General features: G+C 44.6%; 40 protein-coding genes and 5 pseudogenes. 19 read left to right on the top strand and 26 right to left on the bottom strand.

The features are described from left to right. Positions 1-27: 27 nt before the first annotated feature. From JCM16161_RS17135 to cobA, 3 genes and pseudogenes are all read right to left on the bottom strand, one after another. A complete protein-coding gene (locus JCM16161_RS17135) occupies positions 28-318 on the bottom strand; it encodes a hypothetical protein (RefSeq protein WP_243670900.1) in 291 nt (96 codons plus the stop codon). 5 nt (positions 319-323) lie between these two features. Beyond that, the gene (locus tag JCM16161_RS17130; protein ID WP_243670897.1) at positions 324-545 is read right to left on the bottom strand and encodes a hypothetical protein; all 222 of its coding nucleotides are present in this window, start codon (positions 543-545) and stop codon (positions 324-326) included. Positions 546-705: 160 nt separating this feature from the next. Continuing rightward, positions 706-1430 (bottom strand): annotated as a pseudogene (gene cobA / locus JCM16161_RS08240) (uroporphyrinogen-III C-methyltransferase). A gap of 39 nt (positions 1431-1469) precedes the next feature. Between cobA and JCM16161_RS08235 the strand changes: the two are divergent. Beyond that, positions 1470-1904, top strand: coding sequence for a 6-carboxytetrahydropterin synthase (locus tag JCM16161_RS08235; RefSeq protein ID WP_243670895.1), 435 nt, complete (start codon positions 1470-1472; stop codon positions 1902-1904). Here the strand turns inward: JCM16161_RS08235 and JCM16161_RS17125 are convergent. The 6 genes from JCM16161_RS17125 to JCM16161_RS08225 form a co-directional block, all read right to left on the bottom strand. Further along, positions 1869-2081, bottom strand: coding sequence for a hypothetical protein (locus JCM16161_RS17125; RefSeq protein ID WP_243670894.1), 213 nt, complete (start codon positions 2079-2081; stop codon positions 1869-1871). The two genes, JCM16161_RS08235 and JCM16161_RS17125, sit on opposite strands and share 36 nt — an antisense overlap. Then, on the bottom strand, positions 2069-2263 hold the full coding sequence (locus JCM16161_RS17120; protein WP_243670893.1) for a hypothetical protein: 195 nt from the start codon (positions 2261-2263) through the stop codon (positions 2069-2071). Before JCM16161_RS17120 ends, JCM16161_RS17125 begins: the two co-directional genes overlap by 13 nt. Next, entirely contained in the window at positions 2260-2847 is a 588-nt protein-coding gene (locus tag JCM16161_RS17115; protein WP_243670891.1) for a hypothetical protein, read from the bottom strand. Before JCM16161_RS17115 ends, JCM16161_RS17120 begins: the two co-directional genes overlap by 4 nt. Beyond that, complete coding sequence (locus JCM16161_RS17110) at positions 2793-3212, bottom strand: hypothetical protein (RefSeq protein ID WP_243670890.1); 420 nt, start codon at positions 3210-3212, stop codon at positions 2793-2795. Before JCM16161_RS17110 ends, JCM16161_RS17115 begins: the two co-directional genes overlap by 55 nt. Before the next feature lie 61 nt (positions 3213-3273). Further along, on the bottom strand, positions 3274-3645 hold the full coding sequence (locus JCM16161_RS17105; protein WP_243670887.1) for a hypothetical protein: 372 nt from the start codon (positions 3643-3645) through the stop codon (positions 3274-3276). Further along, positions 3633-4358, bottom strand: a complete 726-nt coding sequence (locus JCM16161_RS08225; protein WP_243670886.1) for a hypothetical protein — start codon at positions 4356-4358, stop codon at positions 3633-3635. The genes JCM16161_RS17105 and JCM16161_RS08225 overlap by 13 nt, the downstream gene beginning before the upstream one ends. Before the next feature lie 42 nt (positions 4359-4400). On the opposite strand from JCM16161_RS08225, the gene JCM16161_RS08220 reads away from it, so the two are divergent. Continuing rightward, entirely contained in the window at positions 4401-5561 is a 1161-nt protein-coding gene (locus tag JCM16161_RS08220) for an amidohydrolase family protein (protein ID WP_054855548.1), read from the top strand. On the opposite strand, the gene JCM16161_RS08215 is transcribed toward JCM16161_RS08220, so the two are convergent. Next, a complete protein-coding gene (locus JCM16161_RS08215) occupies positions 5545-7311 on the bottom strand; it encodes a glycoside hydrolase family 57 protein (RefSeq protein ID WP_054855547.1) in 1767 nt (588 codons plus the stop codon). The genes JCM16161_RS08220 and JCM16161_RS08215 overlap by 17 nt on opposite strands. Before the next feature lie 103 nt (positions 7312-7414). On the opposite strand from JCM16161_RS08215, the gene JCM16161_RS08210 reads away from it, so the two are divergent. The 3 genes and pseudogenes from JCM16161_RS08210 (at position 7415) to JCM16161_RS08200 (ending at position 9134) form a co-directional block, all read left to right on the top strand. After that, on the top strand, positions 7415-7654 hold the full coding sequence (locus JCM16161_RS08210; RefSeq protein ID WP_054855546.1) for an Rrf2 family transcriptional regulator: 240 nt from the start codon (positions 7415-7417) through the stop codon (positions 7652-7654). 5 nt (positions 7655-7659) lie between these two features. Next, positions 7660-8244, top strand: coding sequence for a glycosyltransferase (locus tag JCM16161_RS08205; protein ID WP_054855545.1), 585 nt, complete (start codon positions 7660-7662; stop codon positions 8242-8244). A gap of 139 nt (positions 8245-8383) precedes the next feature. Further along, positions 8384-9134, top strand: a pseudogene (locus JCM16161_RS08200) (NAD-dependent deacylase). Between the two features lie 66 nt (positions 9135-9200). Here the strand turns inward: JCM16161_RS08200 and JCM16161_RS17100 are convergent. From JCM16161_RS17100 to metG, 3 genes are all read right to left on the bottom strand, one after another. Next, positions 9201-9614 carry a hypothetical protein gene (locus tag JCM16161_RS17100; RefSeq protein ID WP_243670885.1) on the bottom strand — a complete coding sequence of 138 codons (414 nt, stop codon included), beginning with the start codon at positions 9612-9614 and terminating at the stop codon, positions 9201-9203. A 165-nt stretch (positions 9615-9779) separates the two neighbouring features. After that, positions 9780-10382, bottom strand: a complete 603-nt coding sequence (locus JCM16161_RS17095; protein WP_243670884.1) for an insulinase family protein — start codon at positions 10380-10382, stop codon at positions 9780-9782. A gap of 41 nt (positions 10383-10423) precedes the next feature. After that, on the bottom strand, positions 10424-10762 hold the full coding sequence (gene metG / locus JCM16161_RS08190; protein WP_054855544.1) for a methionine--tRNA ligase subunit beta: 339 nt from the start codon (positions 10760-10762) through the stop codon (positions 10424-10426). 80 nt (positions 10763-10842) lie between these two features. Here metG and JCM16161_RS08185 point away from each other — a divergent pair, with 80 nt between their 5' ends. Beyond that, complete coding sequence (locus JCM16161_RS08185) at positions 10843-11364, top strand: DUF1947 domain-containing protein (RefSeq protein WP_243670883.1); 522 nt, start codon at positions 10843-10845, stop codon at positions 11362-11364. Here JCM16161_RS08185 and JCM16161_RS17090 read toward each other — a convergent pair. Together JCM16161_RS17090 and JCM16161_RS17085 are read right to left on the bottom strand one after the other, a co-directional pair. After that, the gene (locus tag JCM16161_RS17090) at positions 11347-11646 is read right to left on the bottom strand and encodes a hypothetical protein (RefSeq protein ID WP_243670882.1); all 300 of its coding nucleotides are present in this window, start codon (positions 11644-11646) and stop codon (positions 11347-11349) included. The genes JCM16161_RS08185 and JCM16161_RS17090 overlap by 18 nt on opposite strands. Then, positions 11634-12077, bottom strand: coding sequence for a hypothetical protein (locus JCM16161_RS17085; RefSeq protein WP_243670881.1), 444 nt, complete (start codon positions 12075-12077; stop codon positions 11634-11636). Before JCM16161_RS17085 ends, JCM16161_RS17090 begins: the two co-directional genes overlap by 13 nt. 146 nt (positions 12078-12223) lie before the next feature. Between JCM16161_RS17085 and JCM16161_RS17080 the strand changes: the two genes are divergently transcribed. Together JCM16161_RS17080 and JCM16161_RS17075 are read left to right on the top strand one after the other, a co-directional pair. Then, positions 12224-12439, top strand: coding sequence for a hypothetical protein (locus JCM16161_RS17080; protein ID WP_243670880.1), 216 nt, complete (start codon positions 12224-12226; stop codon positions 12437-12439). Between the two features lie 70 nt (positions 12440-12509). Beyond that, positions 12510-12926: a hypothetical protein gene (locus JCM16161_RS17075; protein ID WP_243670879.1), complete on the top strand. Its 417-nt coding sequence runs from the start codon at positions 12510-12512 to the stop codon at positions 12924-12926. Here the strand turns inward: JCM16161_RS17075 and JCM16161_RS08170 are convergent. Next, positions 12923-13123, bottom strand: coding sequence for a 4Fe-4S dicluster domain-containing protein (locus JCM16161_RS08170; protein WP_054855542.1), 201 nt, complete (start codon positions 13121-13123; stop codon positions 12923-12925). The genes JCM16161_RS17075 and JCM16161_RS08170 overlap by 4 nt on opposite strands. 112 nt (positions 13124-13235) lie before the next feature. Between JCM16161_RS08170 and proS the strand changes: the two are divergent. Together proS and JCM16161_RS08160 are read left to right on the top strand one after the other, a co-directional pair. Next, positions 13236-14685: pseudogene (gene proS / locus JCM16161_RS08165) on the top strand (proline--tRNA ligase). 39 nt (positions 14686-14724) lie between these two features. After that, positions 14725-15483: a hypothetical protein gene (locus JCM16161_RS08160; protein WP_054855541.1), complete on the top strand. Its 759-nt coding sequence runs from the start codon at positions 14725-14727 to the stop codon at positions 15481-15483. 65 nt (positions 15484-15548) lie between these two features. Here the strand turns inward: JCM16161_RS08160 and JCM16161_RS08155 are convergent, their stop codons facing one another. The 5 genes and pseudogenes from JCM16161_RS08155 to JCM16161_RS08140 form a co-directional block, all read right to left on the bottom strand. Further along, positions 15549-16049: an FAD synthase gene (locus tag JCM16161_RS08155; RefSeq protein ID WP_243670878.1), complete on the bottom strand. Its 501-nt coding sequence runs from the start codon at positions 16047-16049 to the stop codon at positions 15549-15551. Between the two features lie 11 nt (positions 16050-16060). Next, positions 16061-16270, bottom strand: a complete 210-nt coding sequence (locus JCM16161_RS17070) for a DUF357 domain-containing protein (RefSeq protein WP_243670877.1) — start codon at positions 16268-16270, stop codon at positions 16061-16063. Between the two features lie 107 nt (positions 16271-16377). Next, a pseudogene (locus JCM16161_RS08150) lies at positions 16378-16886 on the bottom strand (Lrp/AsnC ligand binding domain-containing protein). 153 nt (positions 16887-17039) lie between these two features. Next, positions 17040-17648: an adenosylcobinamide-phosphate synthase CbiB gene (gene cbiB, locus JCM16161_RS17065; RefSeq protein WP_243670876.1), complete on the bottom strand. Its 609-nt coding sequence runs from the start codon at positions 17646-17648 to the stop codon at positions 17040-17042. A gap of 351 nt (positions 17649-17999) precedes the next feature. Continuing rightward, positions 18000-18572 (bottom strand): hypothetical protein, encoded by a 573-nt coding sequence (locus JCM16161_RS08140; protein ID WP_054855540.1) that lies wholly within the window; start codon positions 18570-18572, stop codon positions 18000-18002. 89 nt (positions 18573-18661) lie between these two features. Here JCM16161_RS08140 and JCM16161_RS08135 point away from each other — a divergent pair, with 89 nt between their 5' ends. The 5 genes and pseudogenes from JCM16161_RS08135 to JCM16161_RS08110 all read left to right on the top strand — a co-directional run bounded on the left by JCM16161_RS08135 (position 18662) and on the right by JCM16161_RS08110 (position 21484). After that, positions 18662-19261, top strand: a complete 600-nt coding sequence (locus tag JCM16161_RS08135; protein ID WP_243670875.1) for a hypothetical protein — start codon at positions 18662-18664, stop codon at positions 19259-19261. Positions 19262-19423: 162 nt separating this feature from the next. Then, complete coding sequence (locus JCM16161_RS08130) at positions 19424-19627, top strand: hypothetical protein (RefSeq protein WP_054855539.1); 204 nt, start codon at positions 19424-19426, stop codon at positions 19625-19627. 202 nt (positions 19628-19829) lie between these two features. Beyond that, a pseudogene (locus tag JCM16161_RS08120) lies at positions 19830-20788 on the top strand (NAD-dependent epimerase/dehydratase family protein). Continuing rightward, the gene (locus JCM16161_RS08115; protein ID WP_054855537.1) at positions 20781-21293 is read left to right on the top strand and encodes a uroporphyrinogen-III synthase; all 513 of its coding nucleotides are present in this window, start codon (positions 20781-20783) and stop codon (positions 21291-21293) included. Before JCM16161_RS08120 ends, JCM16161_RS08115 begins: the two are co-directional and overlap by 8 nt. After that, on the top strand, positions 21290-21484 hold the full coding sequence (locus JCM16161_RS08110; RefSeq protein ID WP_054855536.1) for a hypothetical protein: 195 nt from the start codon (positions 21290-21292) through the stop codon (positions 21482-21484). The genes JCM16161_RS08115 and JCM16161_RS08110 overlap by 4 nt, the downstream gene beginning before the upstream one ends. Here JCM16161_RS08110 and JCM16161_RS17060 read toward each other — a convergent pair. From JCM16161_RS17060 to JCM16161_RS08095, 5 genes are all read right to left on the bottom strand, one after another. Further along, a complete protein-coding gene (locus JCM16161_RS17060; RefSeq protein ID WP_243670874.1) occupies positions 21451-21696 on the bottom strand; it encodes a hypothetical protein in 246 nt (81 codons plus the stop codon). The genes JCM16161_RS08110 and JCM16161_RS17060 overlap by 34 nt on opposite strands. 87 nt (positions 21697-21783) lie before the next feature. Continuing rightward, positions 21784-22032 carry a hypothetical protein gene (locus tag JCM16161_RS17055; protein ID WP_243670873.1) on the bottom strand — a complete coding sequence of 83 codons (249 nt, stop codon included), beginning with the start codon at positions 22030-22032 and terminating at the stop codon, positions 21784-21786. 151 nt (positions 22033-22183) lie between these two features. After that, positions 22184-22363, bottom strand: a complete 180-nt coding sequence (locus JCM16161_RS17050; protein ID WP_243670872.1) for a potassium channel family protein — start codon at positions 22361-22363, stop codon at positions 22184-22186. Positions 22364-22579: 216 nt separating this feature from the next. Further along, the gene (locus tag JCM16161_RS08100) at positions 22580-22906 is read right to left on the bottom strand and encodes an AMP-binding protein (RefSeq protein ID WP_054855535.1); all 327 of its coding nucleotides are present in this window, start codon (positions 22904-22906) and stop codon (positions 22580-22582) included. A gap of 353 nt (positions 22907-23259) precedes the next feature. Next, a complete protein-coding gene (locus tag JCM16161_RS08095) occupies positions 23260-23475 on the bottom strand; it encodes a hypothetical protein (protein WP_054855534.1) in 216 nt (71 codons plus the stop codon). Between the two features lie 94 nt (positions 23476-23569). On the opposite strand from JCM16161_RS08095, the gene JCM16161_RS17045 reads away from it, so the two are divergent. From JCM16161_RS17045 to JCM16161_RS17030, 4 genes are read left to right on the top strand one after another with little or no spacing between them, the layout of a single operon-like run. After that, on the top strand, positions 23570-24085 hold the full coding sequence (locus tag JCM16161_RS17045; protein WP_243670871.1) for a hypothetical protein: 516 nt from the start codon (positions 23570-23572) through the stop codon (positions 24083-24085). A gap of 36 nt (positions 24086-24121) precedes the next feature. Further along, complete coding sequence (locus JCM16161_RS17040) at positions 24122-24286, top strand: hypothetical protein (RefSeq protein WP_243670870.1); 165 nt, start codon at positions 24122-24124, stop codon at positions 24284-24286. A 26-nt stretch (positions 24287-24312) separates the two neighbouring features. Next, a complete protein-coding gene (locus JCM16161_RS17035; protein WP_243670869.1) occupies positions 24313-24930 on the top strand; it encodes a hypothetical protein in 618 nt (205 codons plus the stop codon). Then, on the top strand, positions 24915-25097 hold the full coding sequence (locus JCM16161_RS17030) for a hypothetical protein (protein ID WP_243670868.1): 183 nt from the start codon (positions 24915-24917) through the stop codon (positions 25095-25097). Before JCM16161_RS17035 ends, JCM16161_RS17030 begins: the two co-directional genes overlap by 16 nt. Positions 25098-25111: the final 14 nt, after the last annotated feature.

Raw genomic sequence — 25111 nt, 5'->3', positions numbered from 1 at the left:
CGAGATTGGTGTTTGACCTAGGTTAAGTTAGTGTAGTAGTGAGTGCAGTTTCACCATGCATCTTTGGCAGAATCCTGGGCCTTTCCTATCTGTGTCTTCTATCGTGTTGCTGAAGTACATGACACACCTTGGGTCTGCGCAGTGGTCAAGTCCGAAGGAGTGACCTAACTCATGGAGTACCTCCTTAAGTATTCTTAGATGATAGAGTGATTGTTCTCCGCGTAGTCTCTTCGTAAATACCAGGGCCAGTGCGCCACCTATCTTTGCAACGCCAAATACGAAGTTTAGACCCTCCACGTAGCCATCATCGTCGATCACAAGTACTATTTTATCGAATCCCTCGTAACCCCCGACCCTGGCTCCAGGTAATCAAGGAGTGCGTCGGCCCTTATCTGACCCCTCCTGAAATCCCTGAACTGCGACTTTAATCCCTCAAAGTCCGTCCTCCTCACCTCAACCCGGACTAAATCACCTAGGTAGTACTCGACCTGTCTTGGGAAGTCGCTTGGGAGCTCAACCTCCGTTAATACTAGGATTCTCCTCATGACCTAATCAACCTCCCTAAGCAGGGCTTTAATGTATTAACCTGTGTCAGCATGGGCGCAAGTTCGTCATGTAATCTGCCACGCTCGTGCCTCATCACCACCGATTCATTCGTGGAATCCCCTTATTAAACGTTAATTTCGAAATTTATCCCTGCAGTCTTCATGCCTTCAAACCCTCACGCACTACATCCCCAACCACTATTACTGAGGGGTTCTCGGCACTTACCTGGCCTGAGGCTAACCTACCCACCGTGGTTATGACGACCTTACTATCCTCCATGTATGCCCTCGTTATTATGGCCACGTACGTGCCTGGGTCGAGACCACCCTCGATTAATTCCCTCGCTATCTCGCCTATCCTCGATGCGCCCATTAGTATTATGATTGTGTTAATGGATTTAGCCAATTCCCTGAAGTTCACGAAAGCCCTACCCTTCCTAGGTCCTCCATGCCGGTCACTATGGCCACCGAGCTGGAGACCCCACGTAGTACGGGCGGTATTAGGTATGTCTCCGGCACCGCTATGGCTGAGGTCACGCCAGGTATTACCTCGCAGGGTATGCCGGCGTTCAGCACGGCAATGCACTCCTCAAAGCCTCTGCCAAATAGGAATGCGTCACCGCCATGTAGCCTAACCACGGTCTTCCCACTACCTGCCTCACTTATCATCACCCTTATTATTTCGTCCTCCTCCATTGCGTGCTTACCCGGCTCCTTACCTGCATAGATCAACTGCGCCCCCTGACGCGTGTAATTTAATGCTGACCTGGGTATTAACCTGTCGTAAATCACCACATCGGCATTCCTAAGAGCCTCAATACACCTTAGCGTCAGTAACCCCTCATCGCCAGGTCCTCCCCCGGCAATGATGACCTTACCAACCATCCCACTTAATTTATGGGAAATGCATTTTTATGCGTATTATTGCGGACATCCGTGGTTGAGTCCACCTGCCTATCCATGAAATTCATGTTCTCTGGAGCTCACAGGGTTAGGTTTAGCGAAGCCTATGGTGGTGTTCATGGGCATAATTATGAGGTGACGATAAGGCTCTGCGTTAGGGGTAGGAGGATGCTCGTGGCGGATATTGATAGGGTTAGGCGCGAGGTTCAGGGCATTGTTAATGCATTCGATGGTAAGTACGTAAAGTCAAGCATGGAGAGCGCCCAGGGATTATCGCTGGGCGAGGTTATTGAGATTCCCTGCATACCGGAGGGGGCCACGGGTGAGTGCGTTGCCTGGTACTTCATGGATAGGACCATGGAAATACTGAGGAGGTTGGGCATTAATGATGTTGTTGATGCCCAGGTAATCGTCTGCGACTCACCAATTAACTGCTTTGAGGCTAAATCCTCTTAATTGTGTGGGATAGCTCTCACTGGTTAATTCCTGAATCTTTATTGTATCAACGTTCTCCTCAATAATGCTATTCTCACCACCAATTAGTAATACCTTGACCGACCTAAATATGGACTTTGCCTTATTGAATACCGTTGGGTCGATATTATCATCCTCACCATCGGTTATAACGACCAATTTATAATCCTCAGTGACGGCTTATCCACGGCGTCCTGCACCGCCGCCCTCACGGCATTCGTTATATCAGTGCCGCCCAACGGTATTAATGAGAGGAGCATCTTTATTATGTCGTTCTTATTAGTCAGCATTGGGTATACCTGCTGATCGAAGAACCTGACCGCGAGGTTCCCACCCTTCATGCGAGTAATACTGCCAATGCCGTGGCCCATGTGATCTTGCTAATGGCGCCCACTTCAAATATGTTTATGTTTACTGTGTAGAACATTGAACCACTCTTGTCAATGAGCATGTAAATCCTGGGCTTCTTAACGGCCCTCCTCTCCCTAACCAATACATTGCCCATGGCCAGTTTATACGCGAATACCGGCTTTGCGAATTTCATGAGCATCCTCTCACTCGGTATCATGTCCCTAAGCTCCGAAGCCTTCGTCAAGCGTTTAACCCCGCCAATCGTGCCAACGCGTTCGGCATCTCTATCCTCAATGACATCCACGGTGTACCTGGTGTCTACGATTAACCTAATTAGTGAATTAAGCATTGAGATTAGCCTGAGCCTGTATGGGTCTATGTCCGTGCTTAGGAGAATGTCCGCTATTTCGTGGCCCACGGAGTCCCCAAAGAGCATCTTAACCTTGTTAACGGTCTCACTAACCTTCTTCATGCTACCAACGTAGAAGTTTATTAGTGAACGAACCTCCCGCTCTAGGTTCATCCTACTCTCCCTGGATGATGAGCTTCTCTGGTCCATTGCCGACTCAACCATTTGCCTAAAGGCTCATTCCTATCCATCTTGCTCAGGATACTGTTATACACCTTGAGTAGTTTAATTGCCATAACCCTGGACAACCTACCATTTAACCTGGTTATCCTGGACACGTCATTGTAGGCCTCGCTCCTTATGTATGTGGAGACCACGAACCTCCACAATGACGTTTCCAAGTCCTCATTCTCGGTGGGTACCTTGAGTATTGGTTGCCTGTAGTGCACATAGAATGAGTCTGCAAGTACCTCCTGCTTCATCTTGTCTATATAGCTTATTGACCGCCTACGAGCCTCAATGAGCACCTCCCTTATCCTATACCTAGTGAGTGCTTCCTCATAATCGACATTAGCCAAGATACCAGGCACTGATTAATGTTCGGTTAGGTCATTAATAAAGCTTATTTATTAACTTATTAACCATAACAGCCTATATATTGTATAAATTAAGCATTAATTGCTCGAGCATTCCACGAACGGTGTTGAATAAAGTCTCATAACCCATGTCGAGCAGTAAATAGGCCGTACCATTTAGCATTATTAGGGAGTAGATTGAGGAGAACCAATTAAGCAATTTAATACCCCTAGCCAATACCTGGAGACCTAGTAACCTATTTCCTCGATAAATCACCTTAGCCGTTATATCAGCCTCATCTGAGTGGTAGGCTATCCTCGATGATGATAAGTCCCTGAAAACACTAGTTAATTCATTTCGTGTAAGCCCCACAGAGAGAAAGGACCAGTTACGGGAGAAGCCTATCTCGAGACGGGGCATCAACGGTAATGAATCTATGATCCCCAATCCCTCATCGCCAGTAATTTCCCCATCATGATCAATTGGTAATCCCTATTAACCACATACTCAATACCACTCAAAGAATCCCTATACCTAAACCCCCTACCAACGAACCAAACACCCTTACCAGCAACACCTATTAACGGTTTAACCACATCATAATCAGTGGACACGCACCCCCCGGCCTTCACATCCCTGTTCATTGGTAGGGACTTGAGAAGGTCTTCGTCAATCGCCATCGGCGAATTCGTAATGGCACGACCACCAACGTCGGCCACGAGCATTAAAGTTTCCACATTCTTACCTACGTCACCACCATTAATTACGTAATTACCTGGTGATAAGGTGGCCCTATAAATACTCACGCAGTTACCTGACTCCCTCGGCAACGCCTCAGAGCCTATCACAACCCTGTCGTACTTACCCCTAATGCCTTGCCCACCGGCTTCGCTCGTTATTAATACCTCACTATTATTAATCGTTATGGAGCCCAACTTTACGTTCAGCACACTGATGCCGAGCAAGTCTTCTAGGTACTTCCTGGTGAATAGCTTAATCGATTCCCCATTCACAATGCTTAAGAATGAATGCGGTAGTAGGTCCATGATTATTACATCGCCCTGGCTTTCTGTGAATACGGTGATGTCATGCCCATCCTTAGCCAGGTACTGCGCATAGATTGCTGTACCTGGGTTCAAGCCTACGATTGCTATCTTCATCGAATAAAGCATTAATTTAATTACTTAAACTCATTCCCTCAAATGCGTAGGTTAAGCATTAAGTCCTCAATAGCGTTGGTCGGTCAGGAATTACAACCGGTTAAGGATGCCATTATCGATATCTCTGACGGCGAGGTGACCGGCATAGGCAGGGTGCCAGGTAATAGCAACGTCATTGATTTAGGAAATACGCTGTTGATGCCTCAATTAACTAATGCCCATATTCACGTACTTGATTACTTCCTAATGGACGTGTTCAATAAGTACTACATAGATGATGTGGTTGGTGCGCCATACGGCCTAAAGTATTATTATTTGCGTAGGGCAAAGCCCGAGTCCTTGAGAAATGGGTTGGCCGTGGTATTCCGTAGGATTAGGAATTACGGTGTTGGTTGCCTATTGACGATAATCGAGTATGGCAGTTCGTTCGCGGACGTGGTTATTGAGGAGGCCAGGAAGGCCGGTTTATGCATTGTGCCATTTGCGGAGCCGAGTACGTTCAGGGTTTACGTCAAGCCCAACGAGGAGGAGGACGTCGACGAGGTGTTTGAGGATGAGTTGAGGCAATTCGTTAATAGGGGGTTTGGAGTATCACTAGTATCACCGCTCAATTACACAATGGCTGAGTTGAGGCTTGTGTCCAGGTTAAGCAGTTCGCATGGACTGCCCATTAGTACGCATGTATCGGAGACCGAGGATACCTACCTCGATAATGATCTAGGCAGGGCATTAACCACGCTGGTGACTGGAAACACCGTGTTTGTACACCTGACCCAATTAGGTAATGACGATATAGCGAAAATGCCGGTGCTACCCATAGTCACGTGCCCAAGGTCAAATATGGAATTTGTTGGTAAATTGGCGAGGGTGGGTGCAATGGTAAGGAGGGGGTTAAGGCCTATGATTGGTACTGATAATGTTGCGTTGGTAGAGCCTGATCCTTGGGAGGAGATTAAAATAATGAGACTGCTAATGGGTAGGGAATTGAGTTCACAGACAATACTTAAGATGGCAACCTCCTGGGCTTGGTCATGGGGCTTTGGCTATGTGATAAGGGAGGGGGAGCCTATGAGGGGGATTGCTCTACGCATTGATTATGGCGGTATAGGTATTGATTATGCCTATGATTACGTAACAACGCGTATATCCAGTGGGGATGTCATGTATATAATTGATGGATCAAGCATTATTGGTGTTTCGTAACTTCACGCATTATTCTAATGGCCTTCCTAATCTGCGTTTTCGTTTTTGGCGATAGTAATGATATGGTTACGTTATTGAAGCCGTTAATTCTCACGGTCTCTAACGAACTAGGTAGTACCTTAATACTATGTTCCACATACGTCTCCGGAGTTTCAATACCAAGTATTAGGTTTGCGTCCTTAACCCAGCCATTACTAATAACAATCTCCAGCTGATCATTTCTTAGGTTAAACCTCATCCCTAATGAGTTAAGCGCATCCTCAACCCTACTTATTACGGAGTATGCCCATTCACCCACGTGATTTATGTTTACGAATTCAGCCCAATAATAGTCGCTATCTAGCGTCATTGCGAGGGACATTCTCAACTCCTCATCTTCACCAAAAACCTCCTCGTACAACCTCCATTTGTTAACCGCGGCTTGAGCCATCGACCAAAGCCTCGACTGTATGTCCGCCCTCTCACTAATCCACTTAGCCGGTGAACCCAGCCATGAGGTTGTTGGTATTTCCTTAATCTCATCATGAAACTCCCTAATAATTGACGGTCTAATCGGCATAACATAACCATCAGACCTTGCCTGCGATAGATACATCATTATTTTCTCAAGGAGGAGCGCGGCGTATGGGTTTGGCGTTGGCAATATCATCCAATTCTCTCCATCTAAAGCCATTGTAACTACGCCGTCCCTGGCATGGTTCATCCTCGTTATTAACTCTATGATTAGTCTCCTGGCGTTTACATCAGCCTCCTGGGCGTTACTCGCCTTATTCAGTTGGAAGCTTAATAGATCGCTTAATGCCGTGTCCCTGAACAATATTGTTAAGCAGTCATGCCTATAAACCCTATATATGGAACTCCTATCCTTGATAGCCTCACCAAGGTGATAAACGCCGTCAAGAACTACGAACTTAATGCCCTCATCACAGAGAATACTTCTCAATTTCTCAGAAAAGTACAACTCAGGTAACCACGCACCCACGGCATCCACACCCAACACCTTCCTAGTGACCTCCCTACCCCTGCTCAACTCCCATCGTAATAGGTCATGAATATCAAACCTCTCAATTAAATAACCAGCGATGGGGTGGGCTAGGAAACTCGTTAATACCTCTATGACTCCCTCACTAGCCAATTTCGAATAAGTACTAATGGCTTCCTTGATTAGTTCCGTTCGTGGATCCCAGGGACCAATGTATTCAACGTGATCCCTACCCTCAATGAGTGCGCCATTGCGTAGTATATCATCCCACTGCCACAGTAGGCTTGGGCTTAGGTTATACGTTATGGAGACCCTATACCTATCCACGAGCCTGGCATGAAGTAGGTAGGGACCGACATCATAGATTGGGTAGAATTCAGGTGACCAGGTGTGTTGGAATGCCCAGGGACCGTGGTAAATACCGTTTGGATACCTATGTATTGGTTGGTGATTATGAAAAACCAATACAAACCTTAGTGGTGTTTCGGGTTTATTAATGATCATTATTGGGGTCCTAACCTCTGAACCGCAACACTTGGCGCTTACCTCGTAATTGCCCGTGTCTGTTATCCTAATGTAATCCATTATCTCTGATTCTGGGGGTATTGCCTGTAGGGTTCGCCTTATTAATTCCTGAGAGTCCTTAATCACCGTTAATTCAACATCCTCCCTACTTATCAGTCCCTTAACCACTACATTGATTGCTATGTCCTCACCTGGTTCATAAAGTACCTTATTCGTTGTTAATTCTATAGACACTGTCTTCATTACGGATTAGGTGATTATATAAGTGCTTTTTGCTATTTCAATTACTAATTCACGGTTAAGAATGGAGAAATTTATTAAGGAGAAAATTGATTAATAATACTCTGTGGAGGTGGGTTACGAGTCGAAGATAAGGACCGTGATGCAAGCCCTGCATTCATTGGCCGCGATTGATAAGGAACGAGCAGTTAAGCTTGAGGATTTGGCGAGGATTGTTGGTCTGAGGATTGAGGAGGTTAGGAGTATTATTGATAAGCTTAAGGTTCTTGGTTATGTAAACACGGTAAACGATTCCGTGCACCTCACATCAACTGCAATAATTAAATTAAGTAGTATTTACTGCTGAATTCTGTGGTTAAGGTTCTGCACATATCGACGGAGTACCCACCGCATAGGGTCGTCGGATCGCTGGCATTCCAGGTTAGGGATTTGGTTACAAGATTATCTAGTAAGTACGAGATATACCTGGTACACCCAGCAAATTTTGATGGTAGTTACATGGATGGTAATGTGCGCGTATTCACCGTGAGCGATAGGTGGTTTAGCGACGTCATTGCATACATGCACTTTCTACTCGTGGAGATTCTCTCCAGGGCACCCTATGTAATACCCAGGGATATAGATTTCGTGCATGCGCATGATTGGATTGCGGCGGTTATCGCAAGGGTAATTTCACAGAGGCTTAAGGTACCGTACATAGTCAGTGCATACTCAACGGAACCCATTAGATCAGGTAATAGCGTGAGCCTATTAAGTTTAACAGTAAGGGATTGGGAGAGGTATGCCTTTTCCTCGGCACTTTACGTTATTGCGCATAATAGGCCAACATACGAATCCCTAAGGGATCATTACGGGATTAATGCTGTGGAGGTTAGGTCCACGGAGGATGTTGAGATTATATACGACGAGGTCAGCCACCAACGCGTTCATCAATAGTTCAGTCCGTCGTCAGCTCATCACGTTACTATGAAAAACCTGGACTGCATTATAAATCCTCCGTTATTAATAGAATTAATACTTATAACGCCGTAATTACCAAGTTAATAATCAAAGTATGGGCGAGAAACAATGTAACATTGAGGATATTAAGAAAGCCGCCGATATACTGATCAACGCAAGGCACGCAATAGCCTTTACGGGCGCCGGCATATCCACGGAGTCGGGGATCCCGACTTTAGGGCCCTCAGGATTATGGAGGCAGTACAGCCTGAAATAGCAACCATCGATTACTTTCTACAACACCCAAAGGACTTCTGGTTGTTTTATAGGATGAGGATGAGCACGTTATTCACGGCTAAGCCGAACAGGGCGCACCATGCCGTGGCGGAGCTTGAGAGGTTAGGCATTATAAAGGCTGTAATTACCCAAAACGTTGATGGACTTCACCAGGCCGCGGGCTCTAAAAACGTGATTGAACTTCACGGCACAATGAAGAGGGCCGTGTGCATTGCGTGTGGCCGCACCTACCCAATGGAGGTTGTTATCAGGAAGATTGATAGTGGTCAAATACCACCGCTTTGTGATGAGTGTGGTGGTATTCTTAAGCCCGACACCGTATTATTTGGGGAACCTGTTAAGGACTTTGATAGGGCTAGGGAACTAGCCTGATGAGTGATGCGGTCCTGGTAATTGGTTCCTCGCTCTCCGTTTACCCAGCGGCTTACATACCTATATTCGTTAAGGAAATGGGTGGTAAGGTCATAATCATAAATATGGAGCCCACGGAACTCGATTACATAGCTGATGTAATAATACAGTGCAAGGCTGGCGATGCAATGACGCTATTACTTAAGGAGATTAAGGATAGGTTGGGAATACAACAATAATACACTAATAATACTTAATTTATTGATGCGCATACGTAATGTTTACGTATACGTAATACACTAATATTATGAGGGTATTATCGCGGACCACACACCATTGGTTATCAAGTCACTCAGTGAATCCCTGAAATGCTCCTCAAGCCCCTTATTAAATTCATAAACATCGTGATTACCAAGCTTTAGTTCCATATAGCTCATGGACTCGGCGATCTGTAATGGTCTACGTAAATAATCGCTTATTAGGTATTTAAGGTAGTTTAATCGCTTACTTAAATAGTACTCATCCTTAAATAAATCGTCAATACTTAATAATGCATTAATCAATTCCTCCTTCACATCATCAATACTCTCCCTATTAATTGCAGACACCACTAATTGGTAGTAATACGTACCCGGCAGGTAATCCCTATCCATATCTATCGTGTATGTTAATCCCTTATTCCTAAACCTGGACACTAAGTATGAGCTTAGTCCATTCACTAAATGAAACTCCAGCAATGATGATTTAATTGAGAGCAGAAATGGATCCTCATTGGCTATGTTGTACTGCCAGGAATACGATAAATAGCTGATTCAATAGGTTTCTTAATGGTTATTGACCCTCCCCTACCCATTGTCGGTTTCTTTTTACTGCCTGACCTACCATCATTTGCTAAATAATTCCATTACCTCACTTATTGGGATACTTAAAGGGCCAACAATGCTTATTACCATATTATCCGGTGTGTAGTAGGATTCCAGGAATTCCTCTAGGTCTTCAATGGTCATTGAGGAAATACTCTCCTCAGACCCGATTATTGGAGCGCCATAATCACTATCTCCAAACAATGCCCTGGGCCCTAGGTCATATATCAACGTGCTCGGGTCATCATTCCTCATCCTTATCTCCGAAAGGATAACCCTCCTCTCCCTCTCAAAGTCCTCACTATTTACTTTCCTACTACTAAACATTTTATGAATAAGCCGTAGTAAGCTCCTTAACTCACTTGGTATTACCTCGAATAGGTACATTGTGAGTGTTCGTTCAGTGTACGCATCCGAAACACCGCCTAACCCCTCTATTTCTAGGTCAATGCTTGGGTATGCCCTGTAAATAATGTGTTCAGCGAAATGGCTTATGCCTCGTAAATCCTCATCCTCATATATAGAGCCTATTCCCACGCCGATCGCGATGCCTATGGTTGGTGATTCAATCCTATTTATTAATAGCCTAAGTCCGTTATCTAATACGTAATGCTCTATGCTCACCGTTATCGATTTTAAACAGGGTATTTAAAGCAATTACATCCTTAACAAACTCTCTTACCTATTTGCTCATCCTGCGGCTTATCAATCGTTATTATTGTTGGGTTCTTCTCATCACACGATGCCAGTATCATTCCCTGACTCTCATAACCAAATATCTTCCTGCTCTCCAGATTTGCGACAACAATAACGTACTTATTAATTAAGTCCTCGGGCTTATAAAACTCCGCAAGCCCAGTGATTATCTGTCTTCTCTCGTCACCAATATCAACAATCAACCTCAATAACTTCCTTGACCCCTGAACCTTCTCCGCATGTATCACCTTACCAACCTTAAGCACCACCTTTTCAAAATCAGCCCTCGTTATTGTCTCCGTAGACACAAGAACAAATACTAAATACTGGCTATTAAATATTGAGTTACGTACTAAATACTTATTAATGAGCCCTGCAAATAATTACTGTGGTTAAGAGGTACTTCCTCAGTAACAAGGACATTAAGGAATTAAGCAATGCCGTAGGTGAATTAGGCCCAATATTTAGGAATGCTAAGAAGGTTGAGATTTATGAGTTGAATGAGGCAACAACGGTGTATTTAATAGATGACAAGCCATTGGTGGCGAGACTCACGGTAAAGGTGGACACGAACCAGAGGGAGTACGTATTACCATTATTAACGTACTTCTACCTCAACCCAACCTACATGCCCAATTACCCAACGGTGACCGTGGATGACGGCGCGGTGCCGCACATAGTCAATGGGGCAGACGTAATGAGACCAGGTATTAAGGACATAAGTGGTAACTTTGGCGTTGGTGATTTATTGTTAATTAAAGATCTCAAGGGCAGGTACATAGCCATTGGGGTATCTCTCATGACCGCCGACGAGATGAGGAGTACGAGTAAGGGTAAAGTCATAAAGGTGATTCACCACCTCGGAGATAAGCTGTGGAACTTAGCCCAGGAATTACTCAAGTCTAAGTAACCTCAGTATTTGCATGAAATCATCATCACTCCTCGTGACCTTATATCTCCTAATGACGTTACGTAACCCATAGAAGTCAATACTTACGCCCAGGGCGGCTCGAACGCGGTCTTGAATAGAGCCCCTACCCATTACCAATGCGTTTAGTATTTGAGCAACATTACTAACCCTACTATTTAGGCTGGCGCTTTCAAAATCTATTATGAATGCCCTACCACCACTAATGATCACGTGGTCCTGGGGCCTACTCAACTCATTGTGGGCTAGGCCTATGGAGTCCAACTTACGGCATTGCAAAGTAAGTCCCTGAGCACCACCCTTAACTCCGTTGGGTTTGCCGTAACCACATACCTCTGTATGGGTATGCCACTTACCAATTCCATAATCAATACATCACTTGTATAGCTAATTAATCTTGGCCCCACGCCCACGGAATTCGCAAGCCTCAGGTAATTACCCTCACCCACTAGGTCGGGTCTTGATGAATCAAAGCGCCTAATCTTGCAGGCGTAATATCCATTATCAACACGGCACTTAAACACAAGGCTATTCTGGCCCTTACCTAATAATCTAAATCCCATGAACTCGGTATCACCATCGTTGAGAACTTCGGCCACGCCTAAATTCGATAACTCACTTAGCACCAGGTTCACATAACTCCTTGGGCAATTAATACGTTCGCAAATCCCAATGAATACTTCGTAATCACTCATCGAAATCAACTTAATTAATGCATTAATATAAACAAACCTGATTGATGAGGAAACAGGCCTCTGAGGCTGTAATGATGAGGAACTCGGGTATTCCTGATGAACCCTTTAATAAAGGTAAATCATTATACTAAATACTGAATTAGTGTATGGACCTGGCGATTTATGCGCCAAGGATTGAGGCTTCGATGCCCATGCTAAGGAATATCCTCATTATGGCCGTTAAGCGCTATAAATCACTGTCACTACCACTACCACGGGAATTCTGCAGATTAGCCGTGATAAACCTAAGGAGGCCATTGACCTACTCATGGGCTTTGGGAACTCATTCATTAGGCTTTGGGGTTGGGTACCTGGGTTTTTAAGGGATGTCATGGCCGTCGAGCCGTCGGCGACGATTAACTGCTATGATAGTGTTGATAGGCTTAGGAGGCTGTGGATCTAAGTGTCGATATTGCCAGGTTGATAATTAGGTATAGGCTTAGTAATAGGGTTAATTATGATGAGTGGTTGAGACTTTTCAGGAGGGGGTTGGGCGTTACTTCCCTAACCTTGCCTAATCAACCCGTCATTGTGGTTGATGATTACGTGCAATTCATAATGAACATTGCCAGGTTCAATAGCCTTATTTTACTGGGACCATTGATGCCGACACCCATTGATTTACTAGTGCTTATATCGAGTGGTAAGTTAGGCGTTGATTACCTAGCTAAGGCTGTTAATTACGTAATTACCTACATAGGGGATTACGTAGTCATGAGTAGGGACCTAACGGAGGCATTTATGCATCTCATTAATGATCGTGGGTATATAAACTTAGTCATGTCAACCGGCCTTCCAATAATTACCTAATAATGTATTGGTGTTACCCTGATTGCCGAGTATGGGCAGTTATTTTGGCAGGAGAAGCAGCCTGAGCATAGCGACTCATTCAACACATAGGCCTTATCCCTCAACCTACCCGTTAGTACGCCCTTTGGGCACACGGTCCAGCAAATACCACAACCAACGCAGTTACTTAGTACCTCAATCTTTAGCTTGAAATTCATTAATCTCCCCAAATTCAACGCGCTTAAATACCTACTGCCTGATTGTGGACACAATGCTTTTAAGGCCTTACTTAGGCACAACCGAGGGACCTTTATTGCCAAGCTACAACTCATCAAGTCAGGGGAGAAGAGGTCTAGGGAGAGGTGGAGGAACTTCACAGACTGGTTTAACTGGGTTATAATGGAGACTGAGGTTTACGACTATAGATACCCAGTGAAGGGTGCATATGTCTGGAGCCTTATGGCATGAAGATTAGGAGGTTGGTTGAGGCCTACGTTAGGCGTGTTCACGATGAGACTGGCCACCAGGAGGTTTTGTTCCCCGTGTTCATACCGTATGAATTCTTCTCAAAGGAGAGTGAGCACATCAGGGTTTTGAGAACGAGGTCTTCTGGGTAAGTAAGGGTGGCACTGGTGAGGAGAGACTCGTGCTGAGGCCAACCAGTGAGACCGCAATGATGCCCATGTTCAAGTTATGGATTAAGGACCACACAGACCTCCCATTCAAGGTTTACCAAATAGTTAGTGTGTTTAGGGCTGAGACAAAGGCCACGAGACCTATGATTAGGCTTAGGGAGATATCAATGTTTAAGGAGGCGCATACGGCACATGCGAATAGGGAGGACGCGGAGAGACAGATTAAGGAGGCCATGGAAATTTACAGGAAAATATTTGATTACCTGGGCATACCCTACCTAATAAGTCAAAGGCCCGAGTGGGATAAGTTCGCGGGTGCGGTCTACACAATAGCCTTTGACACTGTAATGCCCGATGGAAAGACCATGCAGATCGGCACCGTTCATTACCTTGGCACGAACTTCTCAAGGGTTTTCGACGTTAAGTACTTGACGCCCAATGGCGATTGGGAGTACGTTCACACAACGAGTTACGGAATTTCGGAGAGGGTTATTGCGGCGATGATTGCGGTGCACGGTGATGATAAGGGCCTCGCATTGCCGCCAAACGTGGCACCAATACAGGTCGTGATAGTACCAATAATGTATAAGGGTACGGAGGAGGCAATAATGAGGGAGGTTAAGTCAATAATGGATGAACTTACAAATGCCGGTGTTAGGGTTAAGGTTGATGACCGGACTGATAGGACGCCGGGTTGGAAGTACAATTACTGGGAAATGATGGGTGTACCGCTTAGGATAGAGGTTGGTCCTAAGGATGTAGAGAATAAGCAGGTTGTCCTGGCGAGGAGGGATACAATGGAGAAGTACGTTGCCCCACGTGAGGGGATTGCTGACACAGTTATAGAGTTACTTAATGAGATAGGTAATAACATGAGGAGTATGGCGTGGGAGTTCCTTAGATCCATGACTACGAGGGCCACCACCGTGGACGAGGCTAGGAAGCACCTTGATAATGGTGGTGTTGTTGAGGTTCCCTGGAGTGGTGATAATGATTGCGGAATGGCAATACAGCAATTACTTGATGCTGACGCATTGGGTGTGCCTATGGATGAGGATGCGAGCAAGGACATTGGTGGCTTGAGAGACCTAGCATGCGGTGAGAAGCAGGCAAATTACTGGTTGAGGATCGCAAGGAGGTATTGAGTCAAAACCTTTTAATAATCGCGGGTTTAAATGGAATTGATGAAAACACCATTATTAATTGCCGCGGTAATCGTAGTATTAGCAATCGCAGGTGCGGTTACGTACCTCGCAGTATCAGTAAATGGAAGTCCTGAATCAGCCCTCCTAAATGCCAAGGAATTACTTATGAGGAATGTTACAGTGACCTATAGATTCACGGTCAGCTCCACGTTCGTAGTAAACAATAATGAGTTCCCAGGAATACCCGGTGTTCCATTTCAAATGGGTCCTTTAATGGGTATCGTCACTATATCTAGAACGCCAATAAGTGATGCGACCGTAATAAACGGCACATTATTGTTCAGGCACTTTATGGGGACCGGCATTAACTTCAATATGGCACTTTGGAGATACGATAACGAGCTTTGCTACGCAATGGAATTCAACTTCATGGGGCAGCAAGCCGTGACTCACTGCATGCCCTACGTAAACCTTACCAAGTACGTAATACTTGCGCTAAATGAGAGTAGGTACGTGGGTAAGGGTACCTGGAATGGAAAAACAACCTACTGCTTCGCAGCAACAGTGACACTAACGCCAGCCCAGGGTGAGTTACAGGAGATGCCAGTGGTTATGAACATAACGGAACTATGCATACTAGGTAATGGCGTGCCAACTAATGTAACAATATACCTATACCCCACATATCAGGGCGGCTTTGGCGGTATGTTCATGAACATAAACATGACCCTAGTAAACTACTCATTCACATTTAATCAGCAGGAGTTCTCGCAGGTAACGAGAGGACTCGTACCTTAATCACCATATTTTATGCCGAGATCGAGGTGAGGTACATGAATTTAATTCATTTTCCCGTTAATAGCTTAGTAATTATTGGGTAATTGATTACCCTGATTAAACCTACTACTTATGGCCTTGAGTATCTTTGTCGTGCTACAGAGTGGGCAGTCCACATAGTCGTTAAATCTAATTACCTCGATATTCCCTAAACCTCTCTTTTTCAATTCCTCCCTTAACGAATCCTCACTAAATGGTTGATTAGGTCCAAGCAGTATTATGTTTGGTCTTTCCTCCTCAACAACCCTAAACATGTCGCCCTCGTAGCCGAGCCTAGCCTTATGAACATAAACAATATTACTAATAACCTCCAACCTCTGATTCTCGGGTATCACCACGTCCCTACCCTTGATCCTCTTAACCGTGGAGTCACGAGCGATCACTGCAACGACGCGTCCGAGGGTCCAGGCATGCCTTAGGTAGGCTATGTGTCCTGGGTGGACTATTTCGAACGTACCCGCAACAAACACTTTATTTTGGGCTTTCCTGATTAGGTCATCAGTCCTACTCCAATTGAAATGGGTCATTCCAAGGAATCTCAATGCATCGAGTAGGCCCTCTGCGTAGCTATTGTTGCCAGTGCATTGAATTGATCACCTCTTGATAGGTAGTAGATTGAATCCTTTAGGTATGCCCTGGCTATCTCCACCACCTCATTCTTAACTCCCTCCTTCTCTATTTGATCAAGTGCGTTTGCAACATTCCTTATGTATGCATCAATCCTTACCTCAGGGCTTACGTACTCCATGATGCTACGTGAATGCATAATCAATATATGGTTAATAAACCTTCTAGCGTAGTAATAATGAGATTAATACCGTAATATTTAACCACGCCTAACTCTTAATTATGCGCTCACTCCCTGAGGGTTTCCAGGGATATGAAGGTCTTGGTGTCTTCAATACCCTCCATCATGCTAAGTACGCGTAGTATATCATTAACGTTAACCTCCCTCGTTATTAGTACCAGGTCATAATCACCGGACACCCTGTAGGCCTTCTCAATCGGCAACTCCTTAACCTTCTCGTAAATTATTGTCCTATACCTAGCTGAACCTTAACGAGTATTATCGCCTCATTGGAACTCATCCTCAGTACCTTAAGAGCCTTATCAGTGACGTCAACGAACTCACGGCCAGTCCTTATGAGCCCAAAGTCCTTAAGCTTCTTAAGATGAACACTGAGCGCCTGCCTAGTCATTCCCAACTCCCTGGCCAACTCATCCTGATCCGCATATACCGTGTATACCTTAAGTGGGACCGCCTTTTTAAGTAGGTATTGAAGAACCTGGAGTTGCCTCTCCGTTAATTGCCTCTCAATTTCAGCCGGTGTTGACTCTCCACTTGATGTGGTTATGGAAGACATAGTAATCTACCAAAATATCCCTGATAGCACTAGTATAAAAAGGTTATTCCTAAATATTATATATTACCCGTCATATAACTGGCCGTAAAAAAATAAAGGCCATTAATTACATATGGGTAATAATTTGATTATTTATTCTGTTGAAAGTCTTCATTAAATAAATAATGGTATAAAAAGTACTCTAAAGATTAGGAAAATTGAAGTAAATATTAATGCAATGATAACGGAAGCATCAAACAACTTAAGAGCTAATCCCAACCTAGTCATGTCAGGGCTAGGCATACCATCATTTATTCTATAGGCACCGACCTTCTCAAGCATGATCCCCAACGCACCCGCGAAGGATGACATGGGCCACCCAGAATTAATGCTCTTTACGTTATTATGTTCATGAAGAGCAACCATAATACTACCCCTCCAGTTTAACCCCATTAATCCAGATGCAATTAAGATGATTATTGAGGACAACCTTGCGGGTATATAGTTTAGTATGGTATCGACTTTAGCCGAGAACCAACCAACATTTTCATAGGGCCACCCCCTATAACCGACCATTGAGTCCATGGTGTTGGATAACCTTTGAAGTAGGGCTCCAGGTAGTCCAAGTAATGCAAAGTAGAAAAGAGGCGATAGAAGACCATCAACGAAGGACTCAGCAAGGCTTTCTATCACGGCAGATATTAAGTGCGCCGTGTCCAATTCCCAAACATTCCTCCTAACAATCTGCTGAGTCAGTATACGGGCATTATTTAAATCCCCCAACTCAATGCTCCTTAATATTTTCTTGGCATAATCCTCATTAACCTTATTGAAAATGTTAATTTCAGGAAGTAGGCATAAACAATAATTCCGATGATAATATTAAACATAATTAACGCACGTGATATTATGTAATAAATAATTATTATTGGAACCACGGAGATAAACCATAAAAATATTCCAAAGAGCTTATTGCCTAGTCTAAATAATTTAAATGCAATGCTACCTGTAATAACCACGGGATGCACCTTCATGAAGACGCCCTTGGCTCGCCAAGTATTAAGTCAAGCATTACTGAGATTACTAATATTGCGATGTAATACAATATTATCGTCTCAATCATAGCCCTCCCATCTATCTAACCCGCCTAGTGCTTCGTATTAACCACGGTAATAAATCCTTAAAGTAATTCATGAACTCACGAAGCTCAAAGAGAGGCCTTAGAACCTCAGTTCTAGGGCATGAATCCCATACCGCGGTCAAGATCTCCTTATAAATCACGCCTTGGGTAAAGACCACGGGAATTACCCTCCCTGGGCAGTGATTGATCAGGTAGTTCTTAAGTGTGGGTTCGATTTTGAGGAAGGCGACGTCGCGAATATTCAATTTACCCAAATCACTTATGAACCTTACATCATTCTCGCCATGAAATACGTATAAGCCAGGACCAAGACCTAGAAGGAAGTCCCTCACGCCCGGCCACTCAAGCAGTGGTGGCGCCTCAAAGCCGGTTACGGCTACAGCCCTCTCATAATCCTTACCATACCCAATAAATAATGGTATGTATACATCACCAACAACATCATTTATTGACGGTTTGGAGTACGAAATAAACGCGTAATAAAGACCGACATTCTCCGCAAAATGCCTTACACTATCTATGTAATCGGGGTCCTGTGAGCCGTGAAGTACGATAACAACCCTCACACGGTATCGTTAATCACATAATGTAATACATATTAAAAGCTTAATACTCATGGATCAGGAATAATCATGAGAGTTAAGGCGACAGCCTTGTGCTTTATTACCCAGCCGCGTTAATAATTGCGGCGATAAGTACTCTAATCGCAGCATTAATACCAAGTTACTACGCCTTAATTCCAGAATTCATATTATCCATGTTATTTATTTACGTACTGGCCAGGTTACGTAAGGGATTAGGTATTGGTTACTCCTACATAGCGGTAATAACGTTGATAGTACTGATTAGCTATGCCTCAATCTTCCTAATAAGGCCAGGGCTGATTTTGAATAAGGCGCTTATTGAGATGAGGCAGAGCGTGGTTAGGGGTTTCCTCTACGTCATTATTTACCTATTCGTATCACTATTACCGGATAGTGTTACTGACCTGGTTGGTACATTGCCCATTTTTATTTTCGTGACTGCCATTGCCGTGTTAGAGCTTAGGTTGAGGTATTACTTATTGGCCGGTGTTTTAACGGGCGTAGTAGGTATTGGGGTTTCTACCGTAGTTCTATCCCTAATGTATAATAGGGTTATCGTAACCTATGGATTATCGGCAATGACTATGGGCCTAATGGGGGTTGTTTTAACGTCCTCATTAATAAATACGGTTAGGGGACCTACTAGGCCGATGCATGCCTCAACTTCTTAATAATACTATACACGATTTATGGGTCGCTATGGCTATTAATACCAATACCGCCTGTGCTCGTGATAGACGGCGTTGGCATTAATAGGCTTGGTCACTTCATAAGCATGCTCGCTGGGGTCATCATTGCAATATTTATAACCTAAGGGGTGGTGTCTATACCCAATGAGTAAGGCGCAGGGGATTAGGGCGTGGCATATACTATATGGGGTAAGCCTACTATTGTACTTGATTAATGCGGGTATACTGATATATCTTCAATTTGAGTATTATGTAAGCCCAAGTTTCATTAAGTCAATGATGTCCGCATTCCCATCAATATATACATCCCAAATAAGTAATGCCTACAGGGAGGTTATATCGGGTTAGTAGGCACCATATCGATAATACTAACCTTAATAATGATGTACTTAGTAACAGGTACACTGCAGAATCAAGCACGTGGGTAAGTAGGTCCATGAGAATTATATTGCTGGTTTTATTATTGATACAGATAGTCCTTGGTAACACCGGTCTCCTTCTTGGGTTAATAATTGGTTTAGTTAGTATAGCGTTGATGAGGTGATTAGTGGTGAGGGTGTTGGTGACTGGCGGTGCTGGTTTCATTGGTTCATTCTTAACGGAGAGACTTGTTGAAATGGGCTTTGACGTGGTTGTTATTGATAACTTAAGTTCAGGAGACCTAGGTAGGCTGGGGAATGTGATAGATAGGATTAGGTTCGTTAAGGATGACTTAAAAAGCCCGAGTAATCCCGACGTATTTCGAGATGTCGATACCGTGTTTCACCTGGCGGCAAACCCGGAGGTTAGGGTATCAGTCACAGAACCCAGGGTTCACTTTGATGAGAATGTTTTAGCCACATTCAATGTTCTTGAGCTGGTTCGTAAGTACGGGGTTAAAACCGTGGTATATGCATCATCAAGCACGGTATATGCGATGCCAAGATAATACCAACACCTGAGGATCACCCAATACAGCCAATAAGCGTCTACGGCGCTGCCAAGGCCGCTGGTGAGGTAATGTGCGGAACTTACGTGAGGCTTTATGGGATCAATTGCGTGATTCTTAGGTACGCAAATATTGTTGGGCCTAGGCTTAGGCATGGTGTCATATATGACCTACTAATGAAGCTCAGAAAGAACTCAAGCGAACTTGAGGTTCTTGGCGATGGCACTCAGGAGAAGTCGTACTTATACATAACGGATACCATAAACGCCACACTAATGGCTTGGGAGCATGCCGTGAAGAATGGCGTTGGTGTTTACACGTATAATGTCGGTAACCAGGATTCAATAAGTGTTAGGGATATAGTGGGCATAGTCATTAGGGCATCAGGCTTTAACCCGAGAATAATCTATAAGCCCGCTACGCCGGATGGGAGGGGTTGGCCTGGCGATGTTAAGCGAATGCTACTTTCCATTGATAGGATTATTAGGGAAGTCGGTTGGAGACCGGGCATGAGCAGTAGGGAGGCCATTGAACTCACGGCCAGGTCACTGATTAAGGAACTTGGTGTTAGTAATGACTAAGGTCCTCATACTTAGGGCCTCGGGGAAGATAAGGCCAGTCCACCTTAATAATATTGATGTAATTCAGATACCGGTTATTGATATTGTACCCAATGAGGAATTGATTAGTAGGATATCGCTTAACAATGCTGATTATGTGGTTATAATGAGCGCCGTTGCCGTGAAATACGTAGGTGATAAGTTACGACAATTAAGCGGTAATGTGAGGGTTATTGGCGTTGGCCCACGGACATGTAACGAGGTTGAGAAGTTAGGCATTGCATGTGTTACGCCTAGGGAATTCTCAAGCTACGGCATAGTCAATATGATGCGTAACCTACCACGTGGTAAGGTCGTAGTGTTAAGATCATTGAGGGGCAATGATTACATTATTAATGAGCTTAGGGGACTTGGCTATGATGTTTTTGAGTATGGTATTTATGACGTGAGACCGAATCCCGTGGGTGTCGACATTGCCTGTGGACTCATCGGCAATGTTGATTACGTGGTTTTCATGAGCCCATGACCTACGAGGCCGTGAGGAATTGCGCTAAGGACGCACTTAGGGGTAGGACTGCGATAGCCATTGGTAGGGTCACGGAGAATCGCATAAGGAGTGACGGTATAAATCCCCTAACTCCAAGTGAGTACACACTTAACGGTGTTTTGAAGCTATTAATGGATCACCTAATTACGAGTAACGAGTCGCCTGATTGAATTACAAAGTCATTACCTGGATTGAGTATGACCTCACCATCCCTAACCACGCCAATGACTAAGTAATTTAACTCGGACTTAATCAGTTGCACAACCTCGATAAACCGCTTCCCAACATAGTCATTAGCCTCCATTAGGCCCAGGTCTCCCTTATTAATTATATTTATTAATACTGAGGATAAACCACGATTAAAGACCTCATTGGCTATCATAACCGTGGTGAATGAGCCAGGGAAATCACGGAAGTTGCACCAGCCCTTAAGGCGTAATCCCTATCAGCTCATTAAGAACCTCGGCAATTATGTAGGCGCTTGGTTCAGCTTTCTAACACTCATGATCAGTAGCACGACTTTGGCATCAGCAGTCCTAACATCAGCATCACTAAATGGAAGTATAATCACCGTAGACGCCTTATTCACACCAGCCCTAATTAAGTCATTGGTGTTAAATGGATCACCACGGATAAACTCAACGTCAGTAGGTAATGACGGTGGTTTATCTCCATCATTCATGTAGAGAATGTCTATAAGCTCACCTCTCCTATTCATTAATTCAATAATAACATTAATAACCCTCAGGCCCTATCAGCATCACCAATCACAACAACATGCCTACCCTTTGAGGTTGTGTGATGACCCATGCTCCTTGCTATTGCTGCGTTTGTCAACTCCGTAGCTATCGATGCAGTTAACAGGCTTATTACGGCGATGCCACGGGCATTATGACCATGTCAACTATTTTACCAAGGTACGTGTTAGGGACTATATCGCCATAACCAACGGTGGTTATGGTCTCCATCACGAACCAAACAGCATTAAAGTAATTATTAAATCCAGGATTCTTCCCGTGCTCGATTAGGTACATGGCGAGGGCCCCCACGAATAGGACTATTAGGAATAGGATTAAGGAGTAAAAAAAATGACGCTTCGAGTAATCCTACGAAACCTCCTCAAAATCCTCAAAACAGTAATGGGTATGACCATAAACAAATAACATGAGAATTAACGATATTATTAAAACCTTACTTTATTGATCCTTGCTGAAGTAATTCTTGTATTGATTCCTTAGTACTTTTTTTTATCGAACTTTCCAGTGCTAGTCTTGATTAACCACGTGAGTTATCTCAATGGGTGAGAGCCTGAAGTTCATCTCAACAAAGACGGCGCCAATTCCTGACACAGCATAATATAACTCGTAATATCTATGGGTATTAACACCCAATGCACCAACCCTATCACCAGGCTTCACGCCTAACTCACCCTCAAGCATTGAAGCTATTCTCTGGACTCTATCATAGACATCACGATACGTTAACCTAACGATATTGTCATCAACGTCCCTAGACACAACCTCATTCTCACCAAAATATAACGCGGCATGCCTTATTATTGCGTGAACATTCAATGGATAGTCGTCCATCATGGTTGACGGAAAACCCTAATGAAACGCATAACCATTATTTACCTAACCACTTATAAATCTTACTTTAGATCTAAGCTTAGAATATGATGCATGTAAAATAAAATATAAAATTTAGACATGGGTAAAAATGCCATTACCATATAATGGGCCGACTTAGATAAGGAACGCAAGATTGTTAGAGATATGGTAAAGATAATAAGTGTGGTGGTGCCCCTTCAGGCGGTGCTTCCTTGATGCGTGCCTTGGCTTAATGCCCAATCGCTATCCGCCGTGCGTGGTCTGTGGTTTCGCGGTGTATGGAGGGGCGTGCGATGAGCCTAATGAGCCACGAATGACAAACCTAATGGGTCACATCAACATGTCGCTCCGCACCTTGGCTTGAGGATGTCGCTGCTCATTGCCTTCACGTCCTTGATGACCTCCGCATCCCTGTCCATGACTTCTAGGTGGTAGTCACCTTGGCACTCCATGTTTATTACGGCTGCGTATATTGGTTGCATTAGCTTTGAGTATTCTCGGTAGAGAATGACTGCCGCTATGTGGGTGCAAATCTCGCTCTTCCTCCTCATTCCTCAGCCCATCTTGAAACACGGGCATCAATACTTCCCACCTCCCGGCAGTGGCTTATTAGCTCTGTTGCTGATTTAGTCCTATGGATGCATTGTGGCTCTCAACGGCTTAAGGATTTGCTGGGGTAGGAAGGTTAAGGGCTTGAGGAGGCTTGAGTGCGGTGAGGAGGTTAAAGACCCAAGAATCATTGAGGAAGTCATGAAGTTAATCAACGAGTTCATTGACCGAGTAGAAAAGCGCAGAGGCGTGTTGCTCAGCGAATCGGCAACTCCATTCGACAACGCAACCAATGCATTGAATGATTGGTTAAGAAATATCGAGACTAGGATTGGGGAAAGCAATGACGAGGGCATTGCCAACCTGAGGAGGGCAATGCTCAATGCCGGAAAGAGAATGCTCGAGCTCCTAAACCAAGCATGCGAGAAATGGCTCAAGGCCTACAAGCCAGAGCTCGAGGAGTTGATTAAAAAGATACAGAGTGGTGAAACTAAAGTAATCATTAGCGGTAAACCATTTGATAAGAGCAAAAGCTTCACAGTCCGCCTATACACGGAGGACTTGGCGATTGAGTTAGTCAGGGTCGCTAAGTCGGGGAGCATAACGATGTAGATATCGCTCGCTGGTCTTAGGGGCGTTGACGTTATCGTGCCCAAGCTCTTTGGTGATAATAAGCTTAGGGCGATGCAATACGGCTTATTATTGACAGATGGCACGATCGATGAGGAGGGCTACCCAGTGATGAGTACTAACCAGCTCTGGCAAGCATCATTTGGCCACTGGCTTGGCCAGGGAAGAACCACGTATACATAAACGGCTTGAGCCTCAATGATGGTGATGTGAGCACCATGTGGCACTTAATGGCTCTTGACCACAAGGGCGTGTTCAAGGACAAGTCCGAGGTTGTCGAAGTGGCTAGCGGGCTCAGTGATGAGGAGTTCCCAATGTTCGTGTTGTACGCAATACTCGGCGACGGCGATGTGAACATCAAGAAGAAGAGAATTAGGCTCATCATGGGCCATTCAAAGCTAGAGTTGTGGAATAACATAATCGAGAGACTAAAGAACCTTGGATTCAGGATAGACAGTGATTATGAGCATGCCGTAGTCTACATAGTTAAGTCCTCAAAAGCCATTGAGTTAGCCAAGAAAATGCTTGGCGACTCGGCGATTAAGACTTTGGTTAAGGACTTGGTCCAACTGCCCGATGCCGAGAAGCCTAGGCGACTAATCGAGCTATCGGGCATGGAGCCCAGGCCATTGGGCCGTTCATCAATCGAGGTTGCCGGCGTGAGTATGAATGTTCACGTGAACAACAACGGCACTGTTGAGCTTAGGACCTGGCGTAAGGACTATGGGGAGGCCAAGGCTGTTCAGGAAATGCTTAGGGATGCAGGTTACGACGCTGGGTTGAGCCGTCAAAGGGCGAATTCGAGGTCCACATGGGCATGTACGTAATCGAGAGGGACCAGGAAATGGCGAGGAAGGTCTGCGAAGTATTGAAAAGAATGCTTGAGGAGGCGGTAAACAAAGGAAAGGAGAGGAGGATAAAGGCAATAACAAGGGCGATGGCGAGACTGAGCTGCCCCACCCAAGGCCCACGGACCCAAACAAACAAAACGTAATCAATCATTATCAA

The sequence above is a fragment of the Vulcanisaeta sp. JCM 16161 genome (genome assembly GCF_001316285.1).
Note: the sequence above shows the minus strand (reverse complement) of the source record. Positions and strands in the feature narration are given on the sequence as shown.